Genomic DNA, 26,872 nt, shown 5'->3' on the forward strand with positions numbered 1-26,872 from the left:
CGCCGGCCTCCTCGGAGGCGGCGGACGCGGCGGCGTCCGCGGCCGTGCCGGCGGCGGGCGTCGCGGAGGCGGCGGCCACCGCCTCCGCCTCGGCGCGCTCGTCCGAGGCGGTCCGGATGGCCCGCCAGGCGGCCTCCGCGGCCTGCTGTTCCGCTTCCTTCTTGCTGCGGCCGGTGCCGGTGCCGTACGAGACGCCTCCGACGCGGGCGGCAGCAGTGAAGGTCTTCTCGTGGTCGGGTCCGGTCTCCGTGACCAGGTACTCGGGGACGCCGAGCCCCTCGGTCGCGGTGAGCTCCTGGAGACTGGTCTTCCAGTCCAGGCCGGCGCCCAGGTTCGAGGACTTCTCGATCAGCGGGTCGAACAGGCGGTGCACCAGCTCCGCCGCCGCGTCCAGACCCTGGTCCAGGTAGACCGCGCCGATCACCGCTTCGAGGGTGTCGGCGAGGATGGATGCCTTGTCCCGGCCGCCCGTGCCCTCTTCACCGCGGCCGAGCCGGATGAAGGAGCCGAGGTCGAGCCCGCGGCTCACCTCGGCCAGCGCGCGCGAGTTGACCACCGCGGCCCGGAGCTTGGCCAGCTGGCCCTCCGGGAGGTCGGGGTGGACCCGGTACAGCGTGTCCGTGACCACCAGGCCGAGCACGGAGTCCCCGAGGAACTCCAGCCGCTCGTTGGTGGGCAGGCCGCCGTTCTCGTACGCGTAGGAACGGTGGGTCAGCGCACGCACCAGAAGGGCGGACTCGAGCTTGTACCCGAGCCGCCCTTCCAGAAGCGTGTGGGACGAGGCCGTGTCCGCCTTCTTGGCGTTGGACATGGAGCCTCTCACCAGCCGCTCAGACCTCGAGGACCTGGCGCTTGTTGTACGTGCCGCAAGACGGGCACGCGATGTGCTGCTGCTTGGGCTCGTGGCAGCGCTCGCACGACACCAGGGTGGGGACCGCAGCCTTCCACTGCGACCGGCGGTGACGCGTGTTGCTGCGCGACATCTTCCGCTTCGGAACAGCCACGGCTACTTCTCCTGCTTCTCGTCGGCGCGTGCTGACTGAGGCGCGCCGCCGCTCATCTCGTCCTTCTCGCCGGGTTCGAGTGAACCTGCGAGTCCCTGCAGAGCCGCCCAACGGATGTCGACGGCGTCATGGTGGTGGTCCGGGTCGTCCGCCAGCCGCGCCCCGCACTCGGGGCACAGGCCGGGGCAGTCTTCCCGGCACACCGGCTGCATCGGCAGTGCGAGTACCACCGCGTCACGCAGCACGGGCTCGAGGTCGAACATGCCGTCCTCGAGGTAGAGAGTGTCCTCGTCGTCCTCGGCGTCGTCGCCGGCGTCCGCCTTGGGGCGGCCCCGGTCGTCGGCGTCAGGGTACGAGAACATCTCCTGGAAGTCCGCGACGAGCTGACGCTCGAGCGGCTCCAGACACCTTACGCACTCCCCCTCGGCCTTCGCACGGGCGGTCCCCGTGACGAGGACGCCCTCCAGGACGGACTCCAGCCGGAGCTCGAGCTCCAGCGGCCTGCCCTCCGGCACTCCGATGACGTCGGCGATGCCGAGGTCACGGGGCGCGTCGACCGTCCTGGTCAGGCGCCGCAGCGCACCGGGCCGCCGCCCCAGCTCATGTGTGTCGAACACGAGAGGGTCGCGGTGGTCGAGGCGGGCGTTCTGAGCCATTCCAGCCTTAGATCTGCGAGGTGAAGAGGGGGAATCGCGCCCGGAGGGCACGACCGAAGAGCCAGGATACTGGACGTTTCGGCCGAGACCCAACCGGCCCCCCTCGGCCTCCGGCGGAAGGCCCCGCGGCTACTGCCCGCGGCCCTGCTCGTAGGCCCGCATCTGCTCCGGAGTGATCATGCCCGTGTCGAAGAAGCTGGTCTCGTCCAGCGCGCGGGCCGGGGCGGGCGCCCCGTAACCGTCCTGCCCGCCGTAGTCCTGCTCGTAGCCCTGCTGGGCCTGCGGCTGCTGCTGGGGCTGCTGTCCGTAGGCGGCGTACGGGTCCGCCTGCTGGTAGTCGTAGCCGTAGCCCTGCGAGTGCTGCGGCTGCTGCTCGTAGCCGCCGTAGGACGCCGCGGCCGGCTGGGGCTGCTGGTAGCCGTACGGGTCCTGGGCCGCCTGCGGCTCGTACGCGGGCTGGTGCCGGGGCTGCTCGTACGACGGCTGCCGGCCGTACTGCGGCTGGTGCGCGGGCGGCGCCTGCTCGGCGTGCCGGTCCAGGCGGCGGTCCGGGGCCTGCGCCGCGTCCGCGAGTCCGGCGAGGTAGTCCTCGTCGCTCTCGTGGGCCAGCGGCATGCCGTCCTCGCCCGTCGGCAGGTCGGCCAGCGCGTCGGAGGCGATCCGGCCCTGGAGCTTGTCGCGGCCGCGGCCGACCGCCTCCAGGGTCTTGGCGAGGACCGCCTCGAAGGCGCCCAGCTTGGCGTCGACGTAGCTGTCGGCGTCCCGGCGCAGGGTCTCCGGGTCGTGGCTGCGCTCGGGGGCGTCCTCGTCCTCGTAGCCGTTCTCGTCCAGGCCGGGGCCGGTGCCGAGCAGCTTCTCGCGGCCGCGGCCGACCGAGCCGAGGGTCTTGGTGAGGACGACCTCGAAGTTGGCGAGCTTGGAGTCGACGTAGTCGTCCGCCTCGGCCCGGATCTCCTCGGCCTGCTGCTGGGCCTCGGCGAGGATGCGCTCGGCCTCCTGCTGGGCCTGGCGGGCGATCTCGGTGCCGGCGATCAGCGAGGCGCGCTCGGCGTGGGCGCCCTCGACGATCCGGTCGGCCTCCTGGCGGGCCTGCTGGACCATGGTCTCGCGGCCGCCGATCAGCTCCTGCGCCTGCGCCAGCGAGCCGGGAAGGGCCTCGCGGACCTCTTCGAGCATGGCGAGGAGTTCGGCGCGGTTGACCACGCACGAGGCCGACATCGGCATCGACCTGGCACCTGACACCATGCCGACGATCTCGTCGAGCTTGTTCTGCACGTCCACCTGGACTCGCCACTCTCTACAGCTGGTTGGAGACGGACGGGACGACTGTACGGCGACCGCGGCCCCGTCCGACACGGATGACGGGACGTCGCTGCGTCCCCGGCGCGTCGGCGCCGAAAGCGCTCAGCTCCGGCGCAGCCGCTCGGCCAGCGCCGTCAGGACGGTCGGCGGCACCAGGTGGGCCACGTCGCCGCCCCAGGCCGCCACCTCCTTGACCAGCGAGGAGGAGAGGAAGCTGTACGTGGGGTTGGTGGGGACGAAGAGGGTCTCCACGCCGGTGAGGCCGTTGTTCATCTGGGCCATCTGCAGCTCGTAGTCGAAGTCGCTGACGGCGCGCAGTCCCTTGACGATGGCGGGGATGTCGCGCTGCTTGCAGAAGTCGACCAGCAGGCCGTGGTGGGACTCGACGATCACGTTCGAGCAGTCGGAGGTCACCTCGCGGATCAGCTGGATCCGCTCCTCGACGCTGAACAGGCCCTTCTTGTTCTGGTTGATCATCACGGCCACGTAGACCTCGTCGTACAGGCGGGAGGCCCGGGCGATGATGTCGAGGTGTCCGTTGGTGATGGGGTCGAACGACCCGGGACAGACGGCGCGGCGCACGTGAGATCCCTCGCTCTCCGGTCCGGTCATGGCGCGTCCTCGCTGGTGGAGGCGGCGTGACCGTACCAAAAGGTGCCTTCTCCGTAACGGCGGGACCTCAGGGGGGCGAAACCCTGCGGCCAGCTGAACTCGCCGCCTCTGGTGCTGCGCTCCACGGTGACGAGCGCCTCCTCGGCGAGCCAGCCTCCGGAGCGGAGTGTGAGGAGAATCTCCCGGAGATCGTCGTCGGTGACGGCGTACGGCGGGTCGAGGAAGACCAGGTCGTAGGGGGCGCCGGGGGGCGGCCCCTGGACCACCTGCCCGGCCTTGGCGTTGCGCACCTCGGCCCCGGGCAGGCCCAGCGAGCGGACGTTCTCGCGCACCGTGCGGGCGGCCCGGTTGTCGGCCTCCACCAGCAGGGCGTGGGACGCGCCGCGGCTCAGCGCCTCGAGGCCGACCGCGCCGGAGCCGGCGTACAGGTCGAGGACGCGCTCACCCTCCAGGGGGCCGCCGAGCAGCGCCTCCCAGGTGGAGAAGAGGCCCTCGCGCGCCCGTTCGGAGGTGGGACGGGTGCTGTTGCCCGGGGGGACGGCCAGACGGCGTCCCCCCGCCGTCCCGGCGATCACGCGGCTCACTTTTCTTCCTCAGGGCTCGGTCGCCTCCGGGGCTCGCTCGCCGAGCCGTGGGGGAGACGGTGCGGACAGGTCTCGCGGTCCACAGTCTCTCAGCCCTTCTCCAGGTACTGCTCGCGGTCCTCGTCGAGGAGGGCGTCGAGGGCGGCCCGCAGGCCCGGGTGGGCGGTCAGGCCGGGGTCCTCGGCGACCACGGCGGCGGCCTCCTCGCGCGCCTGGGCGATGACCTCCTCGTCGTCGATCACGGCGAGGACCCGCAGCGAGGAGCGGGCGCCCGACTGGGCCTGTCCCAGCACGTCGCCCTCGCGGCGCTGCTCCAGGTCGATGCGGGAGAGCTCGAACCCGTCGAGGGTGGAGGCCACGGCACCCAGCCGCTGCCGCGCGGGGCTCGCCTCGGGCGCTTCGGTGACCAGCAGGCACAGTCCGGGCGCGGAGCCGCGGCCGACCCGTCCGCGCAGCTGGTGGAGCTGGGAGACGCCGAACCGGTCCGCGTCCATGATCACCATGGCGGTGGCGTTGGGGACGTTGACGCCGACCTCGATCACCGTGGTGGCGACCAGCACGTGCGTCTCCCCGGCCGCGAAGCGGCGCATCACGGCGTCCTTGTCGTCCGGGTGCATCCTGCCGTGCAGCACCTCCACGCGCAGTCCGGCGAGCGGGCCCTTCGCCAGCTGTTCGGCGACCTCCAGGACGGCGAGCGGCGGCCGCTTGTCGGCCGTCTCGGCCTCCTCCTTCTTCCTGCGGCCCTTCGGGTCGTCCTCCTCGTCCCCGATGCGCGGGCAGACCACGTAGGCCTGGTGGCCGTTCTCCACCTCCTCGCGGACCCGCTCCCAGGCGCGGGCCAGGAAGTGCGGCTTGTCGGCGGCGGGCACCACGTGGCTGGCGATCGGCGAACGTCCGGCGGGCAGCTGGTCCAGGACGGAGGTCTCCAGGTCGCCGAAGACGGTCATGGCGACGGTGCGCGGGATCGGGGTGGCCGTCATCACCAGCAGGTGGGGCGGCTGCTTGCCCTTGCCGCGCAGGGCGTCGCGCTGCTCCACGCCGAAGCGGTGCTGCTCGTCGACGACGACCAGGCCGAGGTCGTGGAACTGGACCTTGTCCTCGATCAGGGCGTGGGTGCCGATGACCAGGCCGGCCTCGCCGGTGGCCAGGTCGAGCAGGGCCTGGCGGCGGGCGGCGGCGCCCATGGAGCCGGTGAGCAGCACGACCTTGGTGGCGTGCTCGGCGCCGCCCAGCATGCCGCCCTGGGCGAGGTCGCCCATCATCTCGGTGACCGAGCGGTGGTGCTGCTGGGCGAGCACCTCGGTGGGCGCGAGCATCGCGGCCTGTCCCCCGGCGTCGACCACGGCGAGCATGGCCCGCAGCGCGACCATCGTCTTGCCCGATCCGACCTCTCCCTGGAGGAGGCGGTGCATGGGGTGTTCGGCGGCGAGGTCGTCGAAGATCTCCTTCGAGACCTTCCGCTGGCCCTCGGTGAGGGTGAACGGGAGGCGGTCGTCGAAGGCGGTGAGGATGCCGTCCGGGGTGGGCCTGCGGGGCACAGCGGGCAGCTGGGCGTCGGCGTGGCGGCGGCGGGCGAGGGCGACCTGGAGGACGAAGGCCTCGTCCCACTTGAGGCGGGAGCGGGCCTCCTCGACGTCGGCCGGCGTCTGCGGGCGGTGGATCTTGAGCAGCGCCTCGGGCAGGGGGACCAGGCCGCGGCCCTCGCGGAGGCCGGCCGGGAGCGGGTCCAGGGCCTGCTGGGCACTGGGCAGCACCGTCTGGACGGCCTTGGCGAGCTTCCATGACTCCAGCTTGGCGGTGGCCGGGTAGATCGGGATGAGCGCGCCCGCCCAGCTGTCGACCGTCTCCGCGGCCCCCTCGCCGCGCAGCGGTTCGTAGGCGGGGTGCGCCAGCTGGAGCCGCCGGTTGAACACGGAGACCTTGCCGGCGAACAGGGCGCGGGTGCCGGGGAGCAGCTCCTTGTGGGGCTTGTGGACGCCGTTGCCGAAGAACACCAGCTGGAGGCGGCCGCTGCCGTCGGTGATGGTGACCTCCAGCCGCTGGCCCTTGCCGCGCGGGGCGCGGCTGGAGGCGAAGGTGTGCAGCCGGGCCTCGGCGACCTGGGCGACCACGGTGACGTGCTCGTCCATGGGGAGGTCGGCGAGCCGGGTGAGCCGGCCGCGCTCCTCGTACCTGCGCGGGTAGTGGTGCAGCAGGTCGCCCACGGTGTGCAGGCCGAGGTTCTCGGCCATCACCTTCGCGGTGGCGGGGCCGAGCACCTTCTTCAGGGGTTCTTCCAGTGCGGGCACGCCTCCCATTCCACACCACGGGTGCGACAGCGTTGCGGAATGCCTGTGGAAACACCTGGTCAGGTGGGTTCTCCAACTTCTAGGATGGCGCGTCCTGCACCACCGACCCGCGGTCCACCGCCCCACACGGTGCCGCCCGACCCCGCGCCGTTCCGCTGTCTCCCCACCGGCGCCGTGACGATGGACTCCCAGACCTCGAAGCCCTCCCAGCCCGCCCCGTCCGCCCCGCACTCCTTCCAGGTCGACCTGCGCGGCCTGGTGGACCTGCTCTCCCACCACCTGTACTCCAGTCCCCGGGTCTACCTGCGCGAGCTGCTGCAGAACGCCGTCGACGCCGTCACCGCGCGGCGCGCGGAGGACCCGGACGCCCCGGCCCGTGTGCGGCTGCGCGCCGAGGGCGGGACGCTGCGGGTGGAGGACACCGGCGTCGGCCTCACGGAGGAGGACGTCCACAGCCTGCTGGCGACCATCGGCCGCAGCTCCAAGCGCGGCGACGCGGCCTCGCTGGAGTCGGCCCGCTCCGGGTTCCTGGGGCAGTTCGGCATCGGGCTGCTGGCCTGCTTCCTGGTCGCCGAGGAGATCCGGGTGGTCAGCCGCAGCGCCCGGACGCCCGGCGCGCCGCCGGTGGAGTGGCTGGCCGCCGACGACGGCTCGTACACCGTGCGGACGCTGCCGGAGGAGGCCCGCTCCGAGCCGGGCACCACCGTGCACCTGCGGGCGCGCGCCGGGGCGGCGCAGTGGCTGGAGGAGGAGCGGGTGCTGAAGCTGGCCCGTGACTTCGGTTCGCTGCTGCCGTACGACGTGCGGGTGGGCGAGGAGGCGGTCACCGACCTGCCGGCGCCGTGGGACCGGGCGTACCAGAGCCCGGCGACCCGCCGGGTGGCGCTGGCGCGCCACTGCGACGAGCTGTTCGGCTTCACGCCGCTGGACTCGATCGACCTGGACGTGCCGGTGGCGGGCGTGCGGGGCGTGGCGTACGTGCTGCCGGCCGCGGTCAGCCCCGCGCAGCGGGCCGGGCACCGCGTGCACCTGAAGGGCATGCTGCTGACCGACCGGGCCGACGAACTGCTGCCGGACTGGGCCTTCTTCGTCCGCTGCGTGCTGGACACCGACACGCTGCGGCCGACGGCCTCGCGGGAGTCGCTGTACGAGGACGAGACGCTGGCGGCGGTGCGGGAGGCCCTCGGCGAGCGGATCCGGTCGTGGCTGACCGGGCTGGCGGCGGGCGACCCGGACCGGCTGACGGCCTTCCTGGCCGTGCACCACCTGGGCGTGAAGGCGCTGGCGCGGCACGACTCCGAGATGCTGCGGGTGATGCTGCCGTGGCTGCCCTTCGAGACCACGGACGGACAGCTGTCCCTGGAGGAGTTCGGCCGGCGCCACAAGGTCGTGCACTACACGCGGACCGTGGAGGAGTTCCGGCAGGTCTCCGCGATCGCCTCGGCCCAGGGCGTCGGGGTGGTCAACGGCGGCTACACGTACGACACGGAACTGGTGGAGGCGCTGCCGTCGGTGCGCCCGGGGACGGTGGTCGCCGAGCTGGACGCGGACGTGGTGACCGCGCACCTGGACGCGGTGGACCCGTCGGTGGAGCTGGCGCTCTCGCCGTTCCTGGCGGCGGCCCGCGCCCGGCTGGACGGGCTGGGCTGCGACGTGGCGCTGCGGGCGTTCCACCCGGTGACGGTGCCGGCGCTGCACCTGGACGACCGCTCCGCCCGCCACGAGCAGGCGCGCGCGGAGGCGGAGGAGCGGGCCGACGACCTGTGGTCGGGGATCCTCGGTTCGCTGCGGGGCGGCGCGCCGCGGGCGCGCCTGGTGCTCAACCACCTCAACCCGCTGGTCCGGCGCATCGGTTCGCTGACCGACCCGGAGCTGATCGGCACGGCGACGGAGTCCCTGTACGGGCAGGCGCTGCTGATGGCGCAGCGCCCGCTGCGGCCGGCGGACACCGCGCTGCTCAACCGTGCGTTCCTCGGCCTGCTGGAGTGGGCCACGCACGGCGACGCCACGCACGGCGAGGACCCCGAGGAGGACGTCCGTTGACTTCCGTCACCAGTCTGGACGAGCTGCGCCGCGCGATCGCGGAGAACGGCGAGCGGCCGGAGGGCCCGGCGCGCAACGCGCGGGCCGAGCAGCTCCTCGCGGACGCCGAGTCGCTGGGCACGCCGCTGGCCGTGATCGAGGCGCTGGGCCACCAGCTGACCGTCTACAACTACAGCTCGGAGAAGGACAAGGCGTTCGTGCCGTTCGCCCGGCTGCTGCGGATGTGGGACGAGCGGCCGGAGGACTTCGACGCGTACGAGACGCACTCGTTGTTCTGGCGCTTCAAGTGGATGTCGACCGGGATGCTGGGCCAGCCGCACATCCCGCTGGACGCCATGGAGAACTGGCTGGAGGAGATGGAGCGCCGCTACCGGCTGGCGGGTCACTCCGAACGGGCGGTGCGTTCCTGTGAGTTCCACGTCGCCAGCCATGTCGGGGACATGGAGCGCGCCGAACGCGCCTACCAGGCGTGGCTGTCCGCCGACCGGGACCGGATGGCGGACTGCTACGCCTGCGAGTTGCAGGGCCAGGGCTGGTGGCAGGTGCTGCGGGGCCGGGACGAGGAGGCGCTGGAGGTGTGGGCGCCGGTGCTGGAGGGCCGGTTCACCTGCGCCCACGAGCCGCACAACGTGCTGGCGTCCTCGCTGCTGCCGCTGCTGCGGCTGGGCCGCCTCGACGAGGCGAAGGCCAACCACCTGCGCGGCTTCCGGCTGGTGCGGGCGACGGAGAGCATGCGCGCCTCGTACGCCGAGCACGTCGAGTTCTGCGCGCTGACCGGGAACGAGGCGCGGGCGCTGGATCTGCTGGCGCAGCGGCCGGCGTACCTCACCGACGACGGGCACCCGTCGAGCAAGAAGGACTACCTGGCGGTGACGGCCCTGCTCATGGACCGGCTGGTGGCGCTGGGGATGGGCGACCGGCGGGTGCCGGGGCCGGCGGGCCGCGAGTGGACGGCGGCGGAGCTCGCCGCGCACGCGCGGGAGGAGGCGCTGGCCCTGGCGGACGCCTTCGACCGGCGCAACGGCACCACGCACGTGGGCGACCGGCTGCGCGAGCGGATGGCGCGGGAGCCGCTGGTGGACCGCCTGCCGCTGGGGGTGCGCGTCCCGGTGGCCACGACGGTGCCCCGGCCCGCCGCGCCGGCCGCGGCGGCCTCCTCGCGGGCCGGGGACCTGGCGGCGCTGCTCGCCGAGGCCCGGCGGCGGTCCGAGGCGCTGCTGCCGAGCGCGGTGGAGGCCTGGGAGGCCGTGGAACGGGCGGCCGGGGACTCCCCGGAGGGGGCGGAGCTGTCCGCGCGGGACCGCGCGGAGATCGCCGAGCACCGGGCGCTGGGCCTGGGGCCGGACGGCGCGGACCTGTTCGCCGCCGCCGCCGCGCTGTACGCCGAGGCGGGCGACCTGGGCGAGGCGCTGGCCTCCCGGGCCCGCGGGGTGTACGCGCGGACGCTGTCGGGCAAGCTCGACGGGGCGCTGGAGGAGGTCACCGAGCCGTACCGGCAGTGCCTGGCCCTCTTCGCGGCCGGTGACACCGGGGTCCGGCAGACCGCCTCGGTGCTGATGGCCCGGGCGCGGGTGCTGATGCGGCTCACGCAGGGCGCGGACGGTCAGGAACCGGAGCCCGCGGCGGAGGCGGAGGCGGCCGGGCGGGCCCGGGAGGCGGCGCGCGAGGTGCTGGCCTTCGTCGCCGGGCACGCCCCGGACACCGAGGACCCGCACCTGCTCTCGCGGACCGCCGAGGCGCACGCCATGCTCGGCGACCTGGCCGCCGGCCCCGAGCAGGCGGTGCCCGAACTCACGCTGGCGGTGCGGCAGTTCCTGGACGCCGGGCTGCCCTGGTACACCGTGGAGTACGAGTCCCGGCTGGCCGCGATCGCGCACCACCTGGACGACCTGGAGGCGGCGGAGCGGCACCTGCGGGCCGCGCTGGAGCACGGCGGGGAGGCGCTGCCGCCGCTGGGGCACGCCCATCTCCACCTCCAGCTGTGCGAGGTGCTCACGGAGTCCGGGGACGACGCGGTCGTTGAGGCGGCCGAGCACGCGCTGGAGGCCGCGTACTGGGCGGACGAGGCCGGGCAGTCCGCCACGCTGGGCGCGTACGCCCGGCACCGCCTCGGCGGCCTGCTGCACCACCAGGGGCGGTGGGCGGAGGCGGCGGAGGTGATGGAGTCCACGCTGCCGGACCTGACGCCGCAGACGCACGGCGACGGGACGGTGGTGCAGACGCTGTGGTGGCTGGGCGACTGCCTCGCCTCCCTCGGCGACCACCGGGACTCCGCCGAGCGCCGGCTCCAGGCGGCCGAGCTGGCGGCGCGGTGGCCGGAGCAGCGGGACCACGCGACGCTGGCGCACCTCGCCGCGGAGTCGCTGTCGCGCGCCGGTCTGCCGTCCGAGGCGGACGCGGCGTACGCGCGGGCGGGCGAGCTGTGGCGCGGGCTGGGGGACCTGCCGGGGCAGGTCCGGGCGTTGCGGGCGCGGGCGTGGCTGGCGGCCGAGGAGGAGGTGGCCGCCGCCCGGGCCCTGATGGAGCGGGCGCTGGACGCCTGCCGGGAGGTGCTGGCGGTGGCGCAGGACGACGGGGAGCGGTTGCCGGCGGCGGCGGAACTGGCGGGCACGCACCATCAGTTCGGCGGCCTCCTCGCCGACCACGAGGGTCCGTCCGAGGAGGCGCACGGCCATCTCGTGGAGGCGGTGTCCGGTTTCGCCGCGCTCGGGGGGCCGGCCCGCGCGGCGCACGCCGACGCCCTCCTCACCCTGGGCCGCCTCGAGGCCGCCCTCGGGCGTTCCGCCGACGCCGCCGCCCGCGCCCGCGAGGTCCTCACCGCCTGCGACGCGGAGCCCGACCCGGCGGGACCGCTGCACTCCCGCCGCTCCGACGCGGAGACCCTCCTCCGCGAGGCGACCGCCTGACCCGCCGCGGGGTCCCCGGCGGCCGGACCTCGGCCGCCGGGCCGCTCCCCCGCCGCCCAGCGGCCCGGCCGCCCGCGGGCGGAAGGACGGAAGGGCCCGGCTGCCCGCGGGCGGCGCGGCAGGGGCCCGGGGTCACTCCACGCCGATGAGGAGCGGGGCCCCCTGCGCGCCGCCCCGGTGGACGACCGTGTCGACGGCCAGGTGGTGGTCGTGGACGTGGGACTCGAGGGTGGCGGCCAGGTCCGCGGGGGCGGTGTCGTCGAGGACCAGGGTGACGAGTTCGCCGCCCGCGGAGAGCATGCGCTCCAGGACGTCGAGGGCGACCGCGGTGACGTCGGAGCCGATGAGGGCGACGTCGCCCTCGACCATGCCGAGCACGTCGCCCGGCTGGCAGATGCCGGCCATGGTCCACGCCTGGCGGTCGGCGACCGCGACCTCGGCGAACCGCGTCGCGCCCGCCGCCGAGGTCATCGAGACCACGTCCTCGTCGAAGCTCCGCCCCGGCTGGTGGACGGCGAGGGCGGCGATGCCCTGGACGGCGGCGCGGGTGGGGATCAGCGCGACGCGGATCCCCTCGGCGCGGGCCTGCTCGGCGGCGGCCACCGCGATGCGGCGCAGTTCGTCGTCGTTGGGCAGGAGGACGATCTCACGGGCGTGGGCGGCGCGGACGGCGCCGAGGAGCTCCCCGGCGGACGGCGGACGTCCGGGCGGCGCGAGCACGGTCGCGGCCCCGGCCTCCGCGCAGAGCGCGGCCAGCCCCTCGCCGGGCAGGACGGCCACCACGGCCCGCCGCGTCGCCTCGGGGGAGGGAGCGGCACGCCCGGTCCCCTGTTCGCCGGCGAAGTGGGTGATCCGGATCCGGTGCGGCCGCCCCGCCTCGATGCCGGCCTCGACCGCGGCCCCCGCGTCGTCGACGTGGACGTGCACGTTCCACAGTCCGTCGCCGCCGACGACCACCAGGGAGTCACCGAGGGCGTCGAGCCGTTCGCGGAGCCGGGCCACGGCCTCGTCGTCGCTGCCGTCGAGCAGGTACACGACCTCGTACCCCGGCCCGTCGCCCTCCCCGTGCCCGTGTCCGTCCCCCGCCGCGCAGGCGTCCGCCGCGCGGGGGGCCGTGCCGGTCACCGGGTCGCCGGGGGGCCGCGTCACCGGCGACCGGGCCGGCCGCTCCCCGGTGAGCGCCTCCACCAGCGCGCCCAGCACGGCGACCAGCCCGCGCCCGCCCGCGTCGACCACGCCGGCCCTGCCCAGGCTCTCCAGCTGTCCGGGCGTCCGCGCGAGGGCCTCGCAGGCGCCGTCGTAGGCGGCGCGCACCACCGTCGCGCAGTCCCCGCCCCCGCCGGCCGGGGCGACGGAGGCCGCCGAGGCGGCGGTCGCGGCCGCGGCGGCGGCCGAGGCGACGGACAGCACGGTGCCCTCCACCGGACGCGCCACGGCCTCCCAGGCGGAGTCGGCGGCCCGCCGCAGCGCGGCGCAGAGACCGGCGGCGTCGGCGTGCGGGGCCTTGTCGTCCAGGCCCTCGGCCATGCCGCGCAGCAGTTGCGCGCAGATGGTGCCGGAGTTGCCCCGGGCGCCGATCAGCGCGCCGTGGGCCATGGCGCGCATCACCTCGGGGAGGTGCGGGCGGGCCCCGTCGGCGAAGGCCTCCTCGACGCCCGCGGCGGCCGACGCGACGGTCAGGTAGAGGTTGGTGCCGGTGTCGCCGTCGGGCACCGGGTAGACGTTGATCGCGTCGATCTCCTCGCGCGCCCTGCCCAGCGCGTCGAGCGCGAGGGTGCACCAGGCGCGCACCGCGGATGCGTCGAAGAACGTCTCCGGCACCTTCGGCACCTGTGCCTCCCTGTTCTCCGGGTCTTCGGGACCGGTAGGCAGCGTAGTGCCCGCACGTACCCCCGGTGACGTGCCCCTGGTGTGCGCCCCCGTGAGGGGCTCCGGGCGGGTCGGCGCCCGTCCCGTGGTAGTTTCGTTGTACGGACGCAGTCGTTGTATGCTGCTCCGGTTGCCCGATCCCTTCGGGCCATTCCCCTGGCAAGGCCACTCAGATCCCTTCGATCCGACCCCTGGCGTGCCGGGGTCCACCGTAAGTGCATCTGAAGTCTTTGGAGTGACCCGTGGCTGCCAACTGCGACGTCTGCGGCAAGGGCCCGAGCTTCGGCAACAACATCTCGCACTCGCACCGCCGTACGCCCCGTCGCTGGAACCCCAACATCCAGCGCGTTCGTACCGTGGTGGGCGGGACGCCGAAGCGCGTGAACGCTTGCACCTCGTGCATCAAGGCCGGCAAGGTCTCGCGCTGACGTCCATCACCCGTCGTCCCGGGACTCCCCGGGCTGCGGGGACATCACGCGCGGCCACTGCCGGTTCGCTGCATTGAGCCGGTCCACGAATTCCGTGGACCGGCTTTCTGCTGTTCCCGGACGCCGTTCACGAGCGCCGCTCCCGGGGCCCGCTCCCGGCATCCGTTCCCGGGGCCCGCTCCCGGGCCCCGTTCCGGGGCTCGCGCACGGCGCCGCTACCGTCCGCGGGCGCGCCAGCCGTGGTCCACGGGGCCGATGCCGGCGCCCAGGGCGAAGCCGGCCGCTATCGCCCCCGTGACGTACTCCTTGGCCAGTGCCACCGCCTCCGGCACCGGCCTCCCGAGCGCCAGGTGGGAGGCGATCGCGGAGGCCAGCGTGCACCCGGTGCCGTGGGTGTGCCGGTTGTCCAGCCGCGGGGCCCGCAGCCAGTGCTCCTCGGAGCCGTCGGTCAGCAGGTCGGCCGCCTCGCCGGCCAGGTGGCCGCCCTTGACCAGCGCCCACCGCGGGCCCAGTTCCAGCAGTGCCGCGGCGGCCCGCCGCATGTCCGCCTCGTCCTCCACCCGCACGCCGGTGAGCTGGACCACCTCGTCCAGGTTGGGGGTGACGACGGTGGCCGCGGGCAGCAGCCGGGTGCGCACCGCCTCCAGCGCGGACGCGGCCAGCAGCGGGTCGCCGTGCTTGGAGACGCTGACCGGGTCGACCACGGCGGGCGCGGCCGTGCCGCCGATCAGCTCGGCGACCAGTTCGACCAGTTCCGCCGAGGAGAGCATCCCGGTCTTGACCGCGTGCACGCCGATGTCGTCGGCCACCGCCCGGTACTGGGCGCGCACCGCCTCGGCGGGCAGGTCCCAGACGCCGTGCACGCCGCGCGAGTTCTGCGCGGTGACCGCGGTGAGCACGCTCATCCCGTGCACGCCCAGCGCCAGCATCGTCTTGAGGTCCGCCTGGATGCCCGCGCCGCCGCCGGAGTCGGACCCGGCGACGGTCAGCACCAGCGGCGGCGCGCCCGTGTCGGTCATCGCCCTCAGCCCTCCACGTCCGCGAAGTGGTCCCAGCCGCCCTTGCGGGTCCAGGGCGCGCCGTCCACGGTGACGTGGGGCAGCGCCGACGGGTTGAGGACCTCGCCGATCACCTTCCACCGCGCGGGCAGTTTCACGTCGGGCGGGAAGGTGGCCACGATGGCGTGGTCCTCCCCCCCGGTGAGCACCCACTGCAGCGGGTCGACGCCGACCGCGGAGCCGATGTCGTTCATCTGGGTGGGGACGTCCAGCGCGCCCGAGCGGATGTCGATGCGCACCTTGCTGGCCTCCGCGATGTGTCCGAGGTCGGCGATCAGGCCGTCACTGACGTCGCACATGGCGGTGGCGCCGAGGGAGGCCGCGGCCGGACCGGCGTGGTACGGCGGCTCGGGGCGGCGGTGGGCCTCCACGAAGGCGCGCGGCGAGCGGAATCCCCGGGAGAGCACCGCGAACCCGGCCGCGGACCAGCCCAGCCAGCCGGTGACGGCCACCAGGTCGCCCGGCTGCGCGCCGGCCCGGGTGACCGGCTCGTGGTTGCGCAGGTCGCCGAGGGCGGTGATGGAGACGGTGATGGTGTCGCCGCGGACCACGTCCCCGCCGACCACCGCGGCGCCCGCCACCTGGCACTCGTCGCGCAGGCCGTCCATCAGCTCGGTCGGCCAGGTCACCGGCAGTTCGGCGGGCAGCACCAGGCCGAGCAGCAGCGCCGTCGGCACCGCGCCCATCGCGGCGATGTCGGCCAGGTTCTGCGCGGCCGCCTTGCGGCCCACGTCGTAGGCGGTCGACCAGTCCCGGCGGAAGTGGCGGCCCTCGATCAGGATGTCCGTGCTCGCCACCACCCGCCGGTCGGGGGCGGAGACCACGGCGGCGTCGTCACCCGGACCGAGCCGGACCGCCGGGGTGGTGGTGAGCCGCGAGGTGAGCTCCCTGATGAGCCCGAACTCCCCCAGTTCCCCCACGGTTCCCTTCACCGAGCCTCACCGTTCCCTTCAGCGGTCGTTGTGCCGGGTATCAGTGTCATGGGTATCCCCTGTGTACATGTCCGCGGGGCGGCCGTGCCCGTCGGCCGCCGACGGGCGTCGACCGGCGCCGGGGAGCGCGCTCCGGCGCGCGAGCCCTTGATCGGCGAAGTCTCCCCCTGGGGCGGGGCTACGCGATACCGTGGCGTCCCTTCTCCGCACACGATCCTCGAAGCCGCCCTGGAGGTTCCGTGGTACAGGCGTACATCCTCATCCAGACGGAGGTAGGAAAGGCGTCCTCCGTCGCCGACACGATCAGCAAGTTCTCCGGTGTGATCCAGGCCGAGGACGTGACCGGGCCGTACGACGTGATCGTGCGCGCCCAGGCCGACTCGGTCGACGAGCTCGGCCGCATGGTGGTCGCGAAGATCCAGGGGGTGGACGGCATCACGCGGACGCTGACCTGCCCGGTCGTGCATCTGTAGCCCCCGTCTACCCTGGGCCGGTGAGCTCCTACCGCCACCGGCTTCGTCCCCGCGCCCGTCGTGCCCGTCCTCTCGCCTCGGCGGGCGTGGCCGGGCTGCTGCTCCTGGCTCCCGCCTGCTCCTCGGCAGACGACCGGGCCGCGGCGGCGGTTCCCTCTCCGGGCGAGGAAGTGACCGGGCTCTGCCGCGGGCTGGACGAGGCTCTGCCGGAGACGGTGGTCGACAAGGACCGCTCCGACCCGGAGCCGGAGTCCGAGCTCACGGCGGGCTGGGGAAGCCCGGCGATCATACTCCGCTGCGGGATCCCGCGGCCCGCGGTGATGAACGATCCCGACGCGGCCCCCGTGGAGGTCGACGGCGTGGGGTGGGTGGTCGAGGAACTGGAGGGCGGCGCCCACCGTTTCACCACCTCGCTGCGCCGCGCCTACGTCGAGGTCGTCCTCCCCGCGGAGGTCGCCGCCGAGAGCGGCTCCTTCGCCCTGGTCGACCTGGCGCCGGCGATCAGCGGGACGATTCCGCGGGGCGTGGCGGACTAGGGCCTCGTCGCCCCGGCGCCGGGCGCGCCCCGTCCGCCCGCCCGGAACGTGCAGCCGTTCCGGTCGGGGCCCGTCCCCAAAGGGTGGTGACCGCGCCCTCGCGGGAGCCGGCCGGCGGCATCCCGGCCGGCGGGAGGCGGGCGGGCCTGCCGTCGTCCCTCGCGGGGATCCTCGCCCGTCGGGGGCCGGGGGTCCCTCGCGGCAGGCGCCGGTGGGCGCCTCCCGGTCCGTGGCGGAGGGTGCGGCGGGCGGCCCGGACGGCGGGGCCCGCCGGGGTCACCGTGTCACCCACCTCAGGGCGGGGGACCGCCGGCACGCGCGCCCGGTGAGGCGGTCACCGCGGGACCGGAGGAACGGTGCGCGAGGGGTCCCCGGGGGCGGGCGGCGGCTTCGCGGGGCCGTTCGTCACCGCCCGTCGCGCCGGCCGCCCCGCCGGCTCCCGCGACGCCGGGTGACGGCGGCGAGCGCGGAGAGGAGACGGCGGGCCGTGCGGCGCGCCGTCCCGCGCCGGGCGGCCCACCGGGAGTCCCGGAGCGGCACGGGGGCCCGGGGCGCCGGTGCCGCGGGAGGGCCGTCCGCAAGCCCCTGGGACGACGGCGGCCGGCCCTGGGGCGGCGGCACGGGGGCGCGGTCCGTCGTGGCGAGGTCCCGGGTGACGGCCCGCCAGACGCGTTCCGGGGGCGCGACCGGCAGGTCCCGCTCCTGCACCCCCCGCGCGGCGGCGACGACCCGGGCGGTCCGGCGCAACTCCTCCCGGCAGCGCCCGCACCCGGCGATGTGGCGCAGCGCGCCGTCGTCGGGCAGGCCGCCGTTGCCCAGGGCGAGTTCCATGAGATGCGCGGGATCGACGTGCGCCACCGTTCGTCTTCCTTGCTCCTGTGCGGGCGTTGGTGTGGAGGGATGCGGGACCGCGCCCCCGTGCGCGGGCGTTCACGTGCGGTGGCGCCCCGGCGCGTGCCGCCCGCCTCACTCCCCCAGGGGCTCCGCGACGACGATCATGTTCGACCGGTAACCGCCCTCGTCGGGGACGAAGGGCGGGGCGCAGGTGACGAGGGTGAGGACCGGGGGACCGTCCCGGCGGAACACGTCGGGCGGCAGCGCCTCCTTGGCCACGGTCGTCCGGGCGGTGACGCGGTAGCCGACCGGCTCGGCCCCGGCGCGCCGGACCTCGACGCGGTCGCCGGGTTCCACCTCCCGGAGCAGCGCGAAGGTGCCGAGTGCTCCGGTGTCCCCGTCCACGTGCCCGACCAGTACCGCCGAGCCCTGCCCGCTCCCCGGCTCAGGGCCGAAGCGGTACCAGCCCGCCTCGGCCGGGTCGGAGGGCACGTCCATGTCGCCCCGCGGGGTGACGCCCACGGGCCGCACCGGCGCGTCCAGGCCGATGGCGCGCACCAGCACCCGCCGGGGAGCGGCCTGCTCGGCCGGCGCCTGTTCCGGGGTGTCCGCGGCGTCCGGGGTGTCCGCGGCGTGCGCCCTTCCCGGCCCCGCCGCGGCGGCCGGCGGGGCGGGCGCGGCGGGGGCGGGGAGGGCGGGGCCGAAGTCGGGCGCCGGGGGCGTCCGGCCGGGCGCGGTCTCCACGGCGACGACCGCCGCCAGGGCGACGGTCGTCACGGCGAGCGCGGAGAGGCGTCCCGTCCTGTCACCCACGTCGGTCCGAGACCCGGCGGGCCACCTGCACGCCCGTCAGGGCGACCAGACCGGTGACGGCCGCCCACGCCAGCCAGGCGTCCGAGGAGTTGGGGGTGACGGCGGCGGCGCCAGCGCCGCCCGCGTGGACGGCGTTCGGCGAGGATTCCATGCCGCCGAGCGTCTGGGTCGCCAGGGCCAGGTTCTTGTCGTCCGCGCTGCCCCAGGCGTAGACGATGTTGTCGCTGCCCTCCTTGAGGTTCAGGTCCGCGGGGCCGATCGCCACGGTGTCGGTGCCGGCGAGCGTCACGTCGGCGTTCACGGTGCCCGCGTCCACCACGGTGGACTCCTGGTTCGGGTTGGTCAGCCCCTTGAACACGGGTTCCCCGCCGGCCCTGACGTCCACCGCCGGGGCCGCTGCCACGTGCCGGACGGTCAGGCGCGCCTTGCCCGCGTCGACCTTCGACGTGTCGTTCACGAAGGTCGTGAGCTGCGGCTTGCCGTCGGCGGACAGGTGGGCCGCGATCGTGGCGTCGGCTCCCTCGGGCACCTCGACCTTCTTCTCCAGGGCCGGGGTGCCGTCGGGGCCCTCCCCGGCCTTGAAGAGCTGTATCTCGTAGGTGCCGGCGTCCAGGGCCTGCGGCTTGGTGACCGTACCGGGCTTGAAGTCTCCGAGCAGCCGGTCGCCGTTGGCGTAGACGTCGACGGTGAGTCCCGGCACGCCGTGGAAGACGGACACCATGCCGGTCGCTTCGTCGTCCGCCGCGGTGGCCGCCATGGACGGACCGGCGACGGTGAGGGCCAGGGCGCAGGCTCCGGCGGAGGCGCCGAGGAGGAGGGGGGTCCGGGAAGTCATGCTGTTCGTCCCTTCGTCGAGGTCCGCGCCGGTTGCGCGGTCTCACCTGTGGTTCGGCCACGCGCACCCGCATGGATGCGCATGGCGGGCATTTCTCTCATTCCGGTCGCCGCGTCCCGGTCGCACCGGCGCCGCCCTGCTCGATCGCCGCGCGCAGCCGCAGCAGGCCGCGCCGGGTGTGGCTCTTGACGGTGCCCAGGGGAAGGCCGGTGCGTTCGGCGATCTGGACCTGGGTCAGGTCCTCGTAGAAGGCCATGCACAGCACCTCGCGCTGGCCGCGGGGCAGCCGGGACAGCGCCTCGACCAGCAGGACCCGGTCCAGGACCTCCTCGGGCGCGCCCCCGGGACGCGCTCCGCCGTCGTCGTCGGCGCGGGTGACGGTGTCGAGCAGGGTGAGGCGCCTGGTGCGCGCCGCCAGGGCGTCGACGATCTTGCGGCGGGTGATGCCGACGAGCCAGCCGCCGAGCGTTCCCCGCTCCGGGCGGTAGCCGTCCCGCCCGCGCCACGCGCCGATGAAGACCTGCTGCGTCACGTCCTCGGCCTCGTGGGTGTCGCCGAGCGAGCGGGTGGCCATGGTGTGGACGAGGGGGCCCCAGCGCCGGTAGACGGCCGCGAAGGCGATCTCGTCGGCCGCGCGCAGACCACGGGCGAGTTCCCGCTCGTCCGCGTCGGCGCGGTCTTCGGACGGGACCTCGCGAGGAGCCTCACGCGGGACCCCGGCCGGGGCCGGGGGACGGACGCCGGCGTGCGGCGTGTACGTGGTCATGACCTGTTCCTCCTGCCGTCTGCGCTGTGCGGGCGTCAGGGCCGCCCGCTGAGCGGGCCAGGACGGCTGTATGCCGTTGCCACCGGCTCGTGCTGTCAGTCTTGTGAGTGAAAACGACGCACTCAACATGCGTCGTTTGTGCGTCGTAATATGGGGGCGGGGACCAGGCACGGGAGGTGCGGCGATGGACGAGTACCGCGGCGGGGCGCCGGACACACGGGACGAGGGCGGGCTGACCACCGGCGAGGTGGCGAGGCGGCTGGGCGTGGCGCCGACCACGATCCGTTCCTGGGACAGCCGTTACGGGCTCGGGCCCACCGCGCACACCGGCGGACGGCACCGCCGCTGGACCGCCGCGGACCTGGCCCGCCTGGAGCGGATGTGCGCGCTGACGGCGACCGGCGTGCCGCCGGCCGAGGCGGCCCGGGTGGTCCGGGCCGAAACGGCGTCCGGGCCTCCCCCGCGCGGCGGGACGGCCACCGCTCCCGGCCCGCGGGCGGGGGAACGCGCGCGCAGCCGGGCGGGGTCGGGGCTGCGGCTGGGTGACGTGCGCCAGGAGTGCAAGGGGATCGCCCGCGCGGCCCTGCGGCTGGACGCCGTGGCCCTCGACGGGCTGCTGGACGACGCGATAGGGGAGCACGGGCTGGTCGTCGCCTGGACCGAGGTGATCATGCCGACGCTGCAGGCGGTCGGCCGGAAGTGGGAGAGCTCGGGCGAGCGGTACGTCGAGGTGGAGCACTTCCTGTCCTGGCACGTCTCGGGCGCGCTGCGGCGTCACGCGCCGCCCGTGGCCGCCGACCGGCCCGGAGCCACGACGGTGCTCGCCTGTGTCCCCGGGGAGAACCACACGCTGCCGCTGGAGGTGCTGGCCGCGGCGCTGGCCGAGCGGGGCCTGCCGGTGCGCATGTTCGGCGGCGCGCTGCCGGTGGAGTCGCTGGTGACCGCGGTGCGCCGGACCGGGCCCGCGGTAGTGGGGCTGTGGGCGCAGTCCCGCACCACGGCCAGCCGGCCGCTGGCCCAGCACGTCGCGGCGCTCGAGTGGGGGGTGCGCGGGGCCCGCCGGAGACCGGCGGTGCTGACGCTGGGGCCGGGCTGGGCCGGGCAGACCGTGCCCGGGCTGCCGCATCCGCCGGGGCTGGCGGAGGCCGTCGCGGCGGTGGAGTCGGCCGCGCACGGATGACACCGGACGGCCGCGCGGGTGGGCGGAGGACGCGGAGGTCGCGGCCCCCGGCCGCGCGACGGCGTGGACCCTTCGGCCGTCCGGGGACTACGCGCACCGTCCTGCCGGGCGCGAGCGGCACCGGACCGGCGGCGCGGGCGGCACCGGACGGGCGGCGCGCAGGCGAGACCGGACCGGCGGCACCCCCGGGGCCGCCGCGGGCGCGGCGTCACCGCGGGCGGCGCGGCGTCACCGCGGGCGGCGCGGCGTCACCGCGGGCGAACCGTTACCGCAGACCCGTCCGCCGCCGCAGCGCGGCCTGGAGCAGACGGTCGACCAGCTCGGTGTAGGAGACGCCGGACTCCTCCCACATCCGCGGGTACATGGAGATCGGCGTGAAGCCCGGCATCGTGTTGATCTCGTTGATCACGAACTCGCCCTCCTCCGTGAGGAAGAAGTCCGCGCGCACCAGCCCTTCGCAGGACGCCGCCTCGAACGCCTCGACGGCGAGGCGCTGCACCCGCGCCGTCTCCTCGGGCGTGAGCGGGGCGGGGACGATGCCCGCGGCGGAGTCGATGTACTTGGCCTCGAAGTCGTAGAAGGAGTGGCTCTGCGCCGGGGGGATCTCCGCCGGCACGCTGGCCCGCGGACCGTCCTCGAACTCCAGGACGCCGCACTCGATCTCGCGCCCGACCAGCGCCGCCTCGACGATGATCTTCGGGTCGTGGAACTGCGCCTCGGCGATCGCCTCGTCCAGCCCGGACAGGTCGTCGACCTTGGTGATGCCGATGGACGAGCCCGCCCGGGCCGGCTTCACGAAGAGCGGCCAGCCGTGGTCGCCGGCCAGGTCGACGATCTTCTTGCGGGCCGCGGCCGGGTCCTGCTCCCACTCGCGGGGACGGATCACCACGTAGGGGCCGACCTTCAGGCCGAAGGAGGTGAAGACCCGCTTCATGTACTCCTTGTCCTGCCCCACGGCGGAGGCGAGGACGCCCGCGCCGACGTAGGGGACGCCGGAGAGCTCCAGCAGGCCCTGCAGGGTGCCGTCCTCGCCGTAGGGGCCGTGCAGGACGGGGAAGACCACGTCGATCTCGCCCAGCGTCTTGGAGACCGAACCGGGCTCGCTGTAGACGACCTCGCGGTTGGCGGGGTCGACGGGGAGCACCACGCCGCCCTCGGTGGACTCGGCGAGCTCCTCCACGGCCGGGACGACGCGGTCGGTGATCGCCATCCGGTCCGGCTCGTCGGCGGTCAGGGCCCAGCGCCCCTCCCGGGTGATGCCGATCGGCAGGACGTCGTACTTCGTCCGGTCGATCGCGCGCAGCACGGCGCCGGCGGTGACCACGGAGATGCCGTGCTCGGAGCTGCGGCCGCCGAAGACGACGGCGACGCGCGGCTTGCGCCGCGGCCGGTCCGCGGTCCGCTCAGGGCTCTGGGGGAGGTTCTGGGTGCTCATAACGGATTGAGCGTACCCGCTGGTTCCGGACAGGTCAGCGGGCACGGTCGGGCACACGGACGATTCGCCCGGTCTGCCCCTCGCGAGGGGGCCGACCAGGCGTCATTCAGCGGCGTTCCGGTTTGGGATCGCGTCCCATGAGTTCCTTGAGGGCGACGACCGGCGGCTTCCCCTCGTGCACGATCTCGACCACCGTCTCGGTGATGGGCATGTCCACCCCGTGCCGGTGGGCGAGGTCGCGCACGGACTCGCAGGACTTGACGCCCTCGGCGGTCTGCCGGGTGACCGCGATGGTCTCCTCCAGCGTCATCCCCTTGCCGAGGTTGGTGCCGAAGGTGTGGTTGCGGGAGAGCGGCGAGGAGCAGGTGGCGACCAGGTCGCCGAGGCCGGCGAGGCCGGCGAAGGTCAGCGGGTCGGCGCCCATGGCGAGCCCGAGCCGGGTGGTCTCCGCCAGGCCCCGGGTGATCAGCGAGCCCTTGGCGTTGTCGCCGAGCCCCATGCCGTCGGCGATGCCGACCGCGAGGCCGATGACGTTCTTGACGGCGCCGCCGAGTTCGCAGCCCACCACGTCGGTGTTGGTGTACGGCCGGAAGTAGGGGGTGTGGCAGGCGGCCTGGAGGCGGCGGGCGACCGACTCGTCGGCGCAGGCCACCACGGCGGTGGTGGGCAGCCGGGAGGCCACCTCGCGGGCCAGGTTGGGGCCGGTGACGACGGCGACGCGCTCGGGGCCCACCTCGGCGACCTCGGCGACCACCTGGCTCATCCGCATCGCGGAGCCCAGCTCGACGCCCTTCATCAGCGAGACCAGCACGGTGTCCGGGGCGAGCAGCGGCGCCCAGGCGGCCAGGTTGCCGCGCAGGGTCTGCGAGGGGACCGAGAGCACGGTGAAGTCGGCGTCGCGGGCGGCCTCGGCGGCGTCGGCGGTGGCCCGGATCCGGGCGGGCAGTTCGACGCCCGGCAGGTAGTCGGCGTTCACCCGCGTGGAGTTGATCGCCTCCACCACGTCGGGGCGGCGCGCCCAGAGGGTGACCTCGCATCCCGCGTCGGCGAGGACGATCGCGAACGCGGTGCCCCAGGAACCGGCGCCGAAGACGGCCGCCCTGACGGGCGCGGCCGTGCCAGGCCCGGTCGTGTCGGGTCCGGTCACTTGCCGTTCCCCTCCCCCGCCGTGGCGGCGGGTCCGGCCTGCCCGGCGGCCCGGAGGGCGGCCCTGCGGCGCTGCTCGAGGCGGACCTCGCGGGGGTCGTAGCGCACCTCGGGCGCCTTCTCGCCGCGGATCTTCTCCAGCTCGCGGGTGATGGCGTCCATGATGACGTCGGTGCACTCCTTGAGGAGCTCCGGCGTCATCTCCTTGTCGTAGAAGCGCGACAGGTCGACGGGCGGCCCGGCCGTCACCCGGACCGTCTTGCGCGGGAACAGGCTCGGCTTCTTCCCGTACGGCGCCAGGACCTCGTTGGCCCCCCACTGGGCGACCGGGACGACCGGGCACTTGGTGCGCAGCGCGACCCGGGCGGCGCCCGTCTTGCCGGTCATCGGCCACACGCCGGGGTCGCGGGTGAGGGTGCCCTCGGGGTAGAAGGCGACGCACTCGCCGCGCTCCACGGCGTCGATGGCGCCGCGGAAGGCGCTGAGCGCGTCGGTGGACTCGCGGTAGACGGGGATCTGCCCGGTGCCGCGCATGACGGCGCCGACGAACCCCTTCTTGAACAGGCCGCTCTTGGCGAGGAAGCGCGGGAGCCGGCCGGTGTTGTACTGGTAGTGCGCGTAGACGAGCGGATCCACGTGCGAAATGTGGTTCACCACGGTGATGAAGCCGCCCTCGGCCGGAATGTTCTCCATTCCTCGCCAGTCCCGCTTCAGCAGAAGCACCAGCGGCGGTTTTGCGATGACCGCTGCGAAGCGGTACCAGAAGCCGATTCTGCGGCGAGGCACGCGCACACCTTCCTCTTGGGCACTCACGGCCCGTACGGGGCCGGGGCCGGGTTCTTCGGGTTCGGCCGTCGTGGGTCGCACAAGTGTGGCCCCGTGCCGACCGTCTGTCGAGAACACCGTACGCCCCGTCCGACGGCCGTAGTCGCCCCGTCACCGGACCCGCGGGGGGACAATGTCGGCGACGAGAGAAGGACGAACACGCGTGCACTGGACCCTGGTCATCCCCCTGAAGCCCCTCGCCCGGGCCAAGAGCAGGCTCTCGGACGCCGCCTCGGACGGGCTGCGGCCGGGCCTCGCGCTGGCGTTCGCGCAGGACACGGTGGCGGCCGCACTCGCCTGTCCGGCGGTGCGCGGTGTGGCGGTAGTCACGGACGACGCCCTGGCCGGGCGTGAACTGGGAGCGCTGGGCGCGCGCGTCGTGCCGGAGGCCCCCTCGGGCGGCGGTCTGAACGCCGCGCTGGCCCACGGCGCCTCGGTGGTCCGCCGGGCGCGGCCCGACGGGGCGGTCGCGGCGCTCAACGCGGATCTCCCGGCGCTGCGGCCGGCGGAATTGGCCCGTGTGCTCGAAGCGGCGACGGAATTCCCCCGATCCTTTCTCCCGGACGCCGCGGGAATCGGGACGACTTTGCTGGCCGCTTCACCCGGCCGGGAATTGCGTCCGGAATTCGGGGTGGATTCGCGGGCCCGGCACGCGGCCTCGGGCGCCGTCGAGCTGCTCCCGGCGGACGTCGACTCGGTGCGCCAGGACGTGGACACCGGGGCGGACCTGCGGGCCGCCCTGTCCCTGGGGGTGGGCCCGCGCACGGCGGCGCTGGCCGCGCTCCTGCTGCCGGCCGGCCCCCGGCCGCTCCGCCGGTAGTCTGGCGGCATGCAGGCCACCGCTTACACCTTCGACCCGGACACCCGCGCCGGTCAGGTGCTCCTCGACGACGGCACGCCGGTCCCCTTCGACGCCGCCGCCTTCGACGCGGGCGGCCTGCTGCTGCTGCGCCCGGGCCAGCGGGTGCGCCTGGAGCTGGCGGACGCCCCGGCGGCCGACGGCGGCACCCCGCGGATCACCCTGGTGACCCTGCAGACCTTCTGATCCGGGCGGACGGCCCCTGACGCGCCGCGGGCCGGAACTCCTGGCGAAGTCCGGCCCGGCGCGCGAGCAGCCCCAGGGGCGCGTGGCGTACCTACTTGCCGCCGCGCGAGGTGGTCTTCTTCGCGGCGGTCTTGCGCGCCGTGGACTTCTTGGCGGGCGCCTTCTTGGCCGTGGCCTTCTTCGCCGGGGCCTTCTTCGCCGGGGCCTTCTTGGCCGTGGCGGTGGTCTTCGCCGGGGTGGTCTTCTTCGCGGCGGCCGGGGTCTTCTTCGCCGTCGTCGCCGCCGGCGTGGTCTTCTTGGCGGCCGCGGTGGTCTTCTTCGCGGTGGCGGTGGTCTTCTTGGCCGCCGTGGTCTTGGCGGCGGAGGCCTTCTTCGCCGCGGTGGCCTTCTTGGCCGCGGCCTTCTTCACGGTGGCGGAGGCGGTGCCCATGAGGCTGCCCTTGGGGGCCTTCTTCACCGCGACGTCGTTCTTCGGAAGCTTCTTGGATCCGCTGACCAGGTCCTTGAAGCCCTGGCCCGCACGGAAGCGCGGCACGGAGGTCTTCTTGACCCGGACCCGTTCACCCGTCTGGGGATTGCGGGCGTAGCGCGCCGGACGGTCGACCTTCTCGAAGGAACCGAACCCGGTGACCGACACCCGGTCCCCGGCCACGACCGCGCGGACGATGGCGTCCAGGACGGCGTCCACCGCGTCGGCGGCCTGCTGACGGCCACCGACCTTGTCGGCAATCGCTTCTACGAGCTGCGCCTTGTTCACGTCTTCCCCTTCGGAGACATTCGCCGGAACGTATCCGTTCAAGCGTTTTCGCACGTTAGGCAGATATATACCGCAAATCAAACACGAAACGGGCTAATCACCCTTGTGCCGCAACGGACTCGACCGCCCCGGAGTGCTCAGCGGCCCTCGGCGGGGAATCGCCCCTGCGCGAGGTCGTCCGTGAACCTCTCCAGCCGCCTTGTCGCGTCGGCGAGATCATGCTTGGCCGCTGCCGTGATGATCAGCAGCTTCCGGGTGAGCGCCACCCGTACGCCCTCCGGGACTTGCAGTGCGCGCACCTTTGTGTGCGCTTCTTTGAGCCGGTCCGCGACCGCCGCATAGAGCGCGAGTTGGCCGTCGTGTTCCATGCACAGATTGTGCCATCTAGGGCGAGTTGTCGCCTGCGCAGGGGGCAACTCCCGCCTGGACGGTCCCTTCGGCAGGCCCCGCGGCGAGCGGCGCCACGACTCGTCTACCCGTGCAACATCGCAGCTAACACGGGGAGTTGGGAACGAATCGGGCAGCGTCGGCCTGCCCGCGCACCG

27 protein-coding genes are annotated in these 26,872 nt (G+C 74.5%); 8 read left to right on the top strand and 19 right to left on the bottom strand.

Annotation, left to right across the window (positions count from 1 at the left end; all coding sequences use genetic code 11):
- The 7 genes from rnc to recG all read right to left on the bottom strand — a co-directional run.
- Positions 1 to 811: ribonuclease III (gene rnc, locus A2U95_RS04980; RefSeq protein WP_240957204.1), on the bottom strand; the 811-nt coding region annotated here is incomplete at its 3' end.
- 19 nt (positions 812 to 830) lie between these two features.
- On the bottom strand, positions 831 to 1,004 hold the full coding sequence (rpmF, locus tag A2U95_RS04985; RefSeq protein WP_052859918.1) for a 50S ribosomal protein L32: 174 nt from the start codon (positions 1,002 to 1,004) through the stop codon (positions 831 to 833).
- Positions 1,005 to 1,006: 2 nt separating this feature from the next.
- Positions 1,007 to 1,660 (bottom strand): YceD family protein, encoded by a 654-nt coding sequence (locus A2U95_RS04990; protein WP_166021007.1) that lies wholly within the window; start codon positions 1,658 to 1,660, stop codon positions 1,007 to 1,009.
- Between the two features lie 129 nt (positions 1,661 to 1,789).
- Positions 1,790 to 2,941 (bottom strand): ATP synthase F0 subunit B, encoded by a 1,152-nt coding sequence (locus A2U95_RS04995; RefSeq protein WP_166021008.1) that lies wholly within the window; start codon positions 2,939 to 2,941, stop codon positions 1,790 to 1,792.
- 123 nt (positions 2,942 to 3,064) lie between these two features.
- Positions 3,065 to 3,544 carry a pantetheine-phosphate adenylyltransferase gene (coaD, locus tag A2U95_RS05000; protein WP_206282946.1) on the bottom strand — a complete coding sequence of 160 codons (480 nt, stop codon included), beginning with the start codon at positions 3,542 to 3,544 and terminating at the stop codon, positions 3,065 to 3,067.
- 26 nt (positions 3,545 to 3,570) lie between these two features.
- Positions 3,571 to 4,158, bottom strand: coding sequence for a 16S rRNA (guanine(966)-N(2))-methyltransferase RsmD (gene rsmD, locus A2U95_RS05005; protein ID WP_166021010.1), 588 nt, complete (start codon positions 4,156 to 4,158; stop codon positions 3,571 to 3,573).
- 89 nt (positions 4,159 to 4,247) lie between these two features.
- Entirely contained in the window at positions 4,248 to 6,455 is a 2,208-nt protein-coding gene (gene recG, locus A2U95_RS05010; RefSeq protein WP_166021011.1) for an ATP-dependent DNA helicase RecG, read from the bottom strand.
- Between the two features lie 171 nt (positions 6,456 to 6,626).
- On the opposite strand from recG, the gene A2U95_RS05015 reads away from it, so the two are divergent.
- The gene (locus tag A2U95_RS05015; RefSeq protein ID WP_166024833.1) at positions 6,627 to 8,489 is read left to right on the top strand and encodes an HSP90 family protein; all 1,863 of its coding nucleotides are present in this window, start codon (positions 6,627 to 6,629) and stop codon (positions 8,487 to 8,489) included.
- Complete coding sequence (locus A2U95_RS05020; RefSeq protein WP_166021012.1) at positions 8,486 to 11,395, top strand: tetratricopeptide repeat protein; 2,910 nt, start codon at positions 8,486 to 8,488, stop codon at positions 11,393 to 11,395. Before A2U95_RS05015 ends, A2U95_RS05020 begins: the two co-directional genes overlap by 4 nt.
- A gap of 132 nt (positions 11,396 to 11,527) precedes the next feature.
- On the opposite strand, the gene A2U95_RS05025 is transcribed toward A2U95_RS05020, so the two are convergent.
- On the bottom strand, positions 11,528 to 13,225 hold the full coding sequence (locus tag A2U95_RS05025; protein WP_166021013.1) for a DAK2 domain-containing protein: 1,698 nt from the start codon (positions 13,223 to 13,225) through the stop codon (positions 11,528 to 11,530).
- A 281-nt stretch (positions 13,226 to 13,506) separates the two neighbouring features.
- Here A2U95_RS05025 and rpmB point away from each other — a divergent pair, with 281 nt between their 5' ends.
- Positions 13,507 to 13,692 (top strand): 50S ribosomal protein L28, encoded by a 186-nt coding sequence (gene rpmB / locus A2U95_RS05030; protein ID WP_151775442.1) that lies wholly within the window; start codon positions 13,507 to 13,509, stop codon positions 13,690 to 13,692.
- 215 nt (positions 13,693 to 13,907) lie between these two features.
- Here rpmB and thiD read toward each other — a convergent pair whose 3' ends face one another.
- Positions 13,908 to 14,711: a bifunctional hydroxymethylpyrimidine kinase/phosphomethylpyrimidine kinase gene (gene thiD, locus A2U95_RS05035; protein ID WP_166021014.1), complete on the bottom strand. Its 804-nt coding sequence runs from the start codon at positions 14,709 to 14,711 to the stop codon at positions 13,908 to 13,910.
- 5 nt (positions 14,712 to 14,716) lie between these two features.
- A complete protein-coding gene (locus A2U95_RS05040; protein ID WP_166021015.1) occupies positions 14,717 to 15,682 on the bottom strand; it encodes a thiamine-phosphate kinase in 966 nt (321 codons plus the stop codon).
- A 239-nt stretch (positions 15,683 to 15,921) separates the two neighbouring features.
- Here A2U95_RS05040 and A2U95_RS05045 point away from each other — a divergent pair, with 239 nt between their 5' ends.
- Together A2U95_RS05045 and A2U95_RS05050 are read left to right on the top strand one after the other, a co-directional pair.
- Positions 15,922 to 16,155 carry an Lrp/AsnC family transcriptional regulator gene (locus A2U95_RS05045; RefSeq protein ID WP_151775439.1) on the top strand — a complete coding sequence of 78 codons (234 nt, stop codon included), beginning with the start codon at positions 15,922 to 15,924 and terminating at the stop codon, positions 16,153 to 16,155.
- Positions 16,156 to 16,175: 20 nt separating this feature from the next.
- Complete coding sequence (locus tag A2U95_RS05050) at positions 16,176 to 16,691, top strand: DUF3515 domain-containing protein (protein ID WP_166021016.1); 516 nt, start codon at positions 16,176 to 16,178, stop codon at positions 16,689 to 16,691.
- A gap of 405 nt (positions 16,692 to 17,096) precedes the next feature.
- Here the strand turns inward: A2U95_RS05050 and A2U95_RS05055 are convergent, their stop codons facing one another.
- The 4 genes from A2U95_RS05055 to A2U95_RS05070 all read right to left on the bottom strand — a co-directional run bounded on the left by A2U95_RS05055 (position 17,097) and on the right by A2U95_RS05070 (position 19,939).
- On the bottom strand, positions 17,097 to 17,549 hold the full coding sequence (locus A2U95_RS05055; RefSeq protein WP_166021017.1) for a hypothetical protein: 453 nt from the start codon (positions 17,547 to 17,549) through the stop codon (positions 17,097 to 17,099).
- Positions 17,550 to 17,657: 108 nt separating this feature from the next.
- Positions 17,658 to 18,338, bottom strand: coding sequence for a class F sortase (locus A2U95_RS32445; RefSeq protein ID WP_240957205.1), 681 nt, complete (start codon positions 18,336 to 18,338; stop codon positions 17,658 to 17,660).
- Entirely contained in the window at positions 18,331 to 19,173 is an 843-nt protein-coding gene (locus A2U95_RS05065; protein ID WP_166021018.1) for a DUF4397 domain-containing protein, read from the bottom strand. Before A2U95_RS05065 ends, A2U95_RS32445 begins: the two co-directional genes overlap by 8 nt.
- A gap of 97 nt (positions 19,174 to 19,270) precedes the next feature.
- Complete coding sequence (locus A2U95_RS05070; protein WP_166021019.1) at positions 19,271 to 19,939, bottom strand: RNA polymerase sigma factor; 669 nt, start codon at positions 19,937 to 19,939, stop codon at positions 19,271 to 19,273.
- 184 nt (positions 19,940 to 20,123) lie between these two features.
- On the opposite strand from A2U95_RS05070, the gene A2U95_RS05075 reads away from it, so the two are divergent.
- Positions 20,124 to 21,119, top strand: coding sequence for a MerR family transcriptional regulator (locus A2U95_RS05075; protein WP_166021020.1), 996 nt, complete (start codon positions 20,124 to 20,126; stop codon positions 21,117 to 21,119).
- Positions 21,120 to 21,384: 265 nt separating this feature from the next.
- Here the strand turns inward: A2U95_RS05075 and A2U95_RS05080 are convergent, their stop codons facing one another.
- The 3 genes from A2U95_RS05080 to A2U95_RS05090 all read right to left on the bottom strand — a co-directional run bounded on the left by A2U95_RS05080 (position 21,385) and on the right by A2U95_RS05090 (position 24,486).
- Complete coding sequence (locus A2U95_RS05080) at positions 21,385 to 22,554, bottom strand: D-alanine--D-alanine ligase family protein (RefSeq protein WP_166021021.1); 1,170 nt, start codon at positions 22,552 to 22,554, stop codon at positions 21,385 to 21,387.
- Between the two features lie 106 nt (positions 22,555 to 22,660).
- Complete coding sequence (locus A2U95_RS05085) at positions 22,661 to 23,701, bottom strand: NAD(P)H-dependent glycerol-3-phosphate dehydrogenase (protein WP_166021022.1); 1,041 nt, start codon at positions 23,699 to 23,701, stop codon at positions 22,661 to 22,663.
- Positions 23,698 to 24,486, bottom strand: coding sequence for a lysophospholipid acyltransferase family protein (locus A2U95_RS05090; protein ID WP_166021023.1), 789 nt, complete (start codon positions 24,484 to 24,486; stop codon positions 23,698 to 23,700). The genes A2U95_RS05085 and A2U95_RS05090 overlap by 4 nt, the downstream gene beginning before the upstream one ends.
- Positions 24,487 to 24,688: 202 nt before the next feature.
- On the opposite strand from A2U95_RS05090, the gene cofC reads away from it, so the two are divergent.
- Both cofC and A2U95_RS05100 read left to right on the top strand, forming a co-directional pair.
- Positions 24,689 to 25,345, top strand: a complete 657-nt coding sequence (cofC, locus tag A2U95_RS05095) for a 2-phospho-L-lactate guanylyltransferase (protein WP_166021024.1) — start codon at positions 24,689 to 24,691, stop codon at positions 25,343 to 25,345.
- Positions 25,346 to 25,354: 9 nt separating this feature from the next.
- Positions 25,355 to 25,570 (top strand): hypothetical protein, encoded by a 216-nt coding sequence (locus A2U95_RS05100; protein ID WP_166021025.1) that lies wholly within the window; start codon positions 25,355 to 25,357, stop codon positions 25,568 to 25,570.
- 91 nt (positions 25,571 to 25,661) lie between these two features.
- Here A2U95_RS05100 and A2U95_RS05105 read toward each other — a convergent pair whose 3' ends face one another.
- Positions 25,662 to 26,327 carry an HU family DNA-binding protein gene (locus tag A2U95_RS05105; RefSeq protein ID WP_166021026.1) on the bottom strand — a complete coding sequence of 222 codons (666 nt, stop codon included), beginning with the start codon at positions 26,325 to 26,327 and terminating at the stop codon, positions 25,662 to 25,664.
- 137 nt (positions 26,328 to 26,464) lie between these two features.
- Positions 26,465 to 26,695: an SCO5555 family protein gene (locus A2U95_RS05110; protein ID WP_166021027.1), complete on the bottom strand. Its 231-nt coding sequence runs from the start codon at positions 26,693 to 26,695 to the stop codon at positions 26,465 to 26,467.
- Positions 26,696 to 26,872: the final 177 nt, after the last annotated feature.

The sequence above is a fragment of the Streptomyces chilikensis genome, from assembly GCF_001642695.1.
In the GTDB taxonomy this organism is placed as follows: domain Bacteria; phylum Actinomycetota; class Actinomycetes; order Streptomycetales; family Streptomycetaceae; genus Streptomyces; species Streptomyces chilikensis.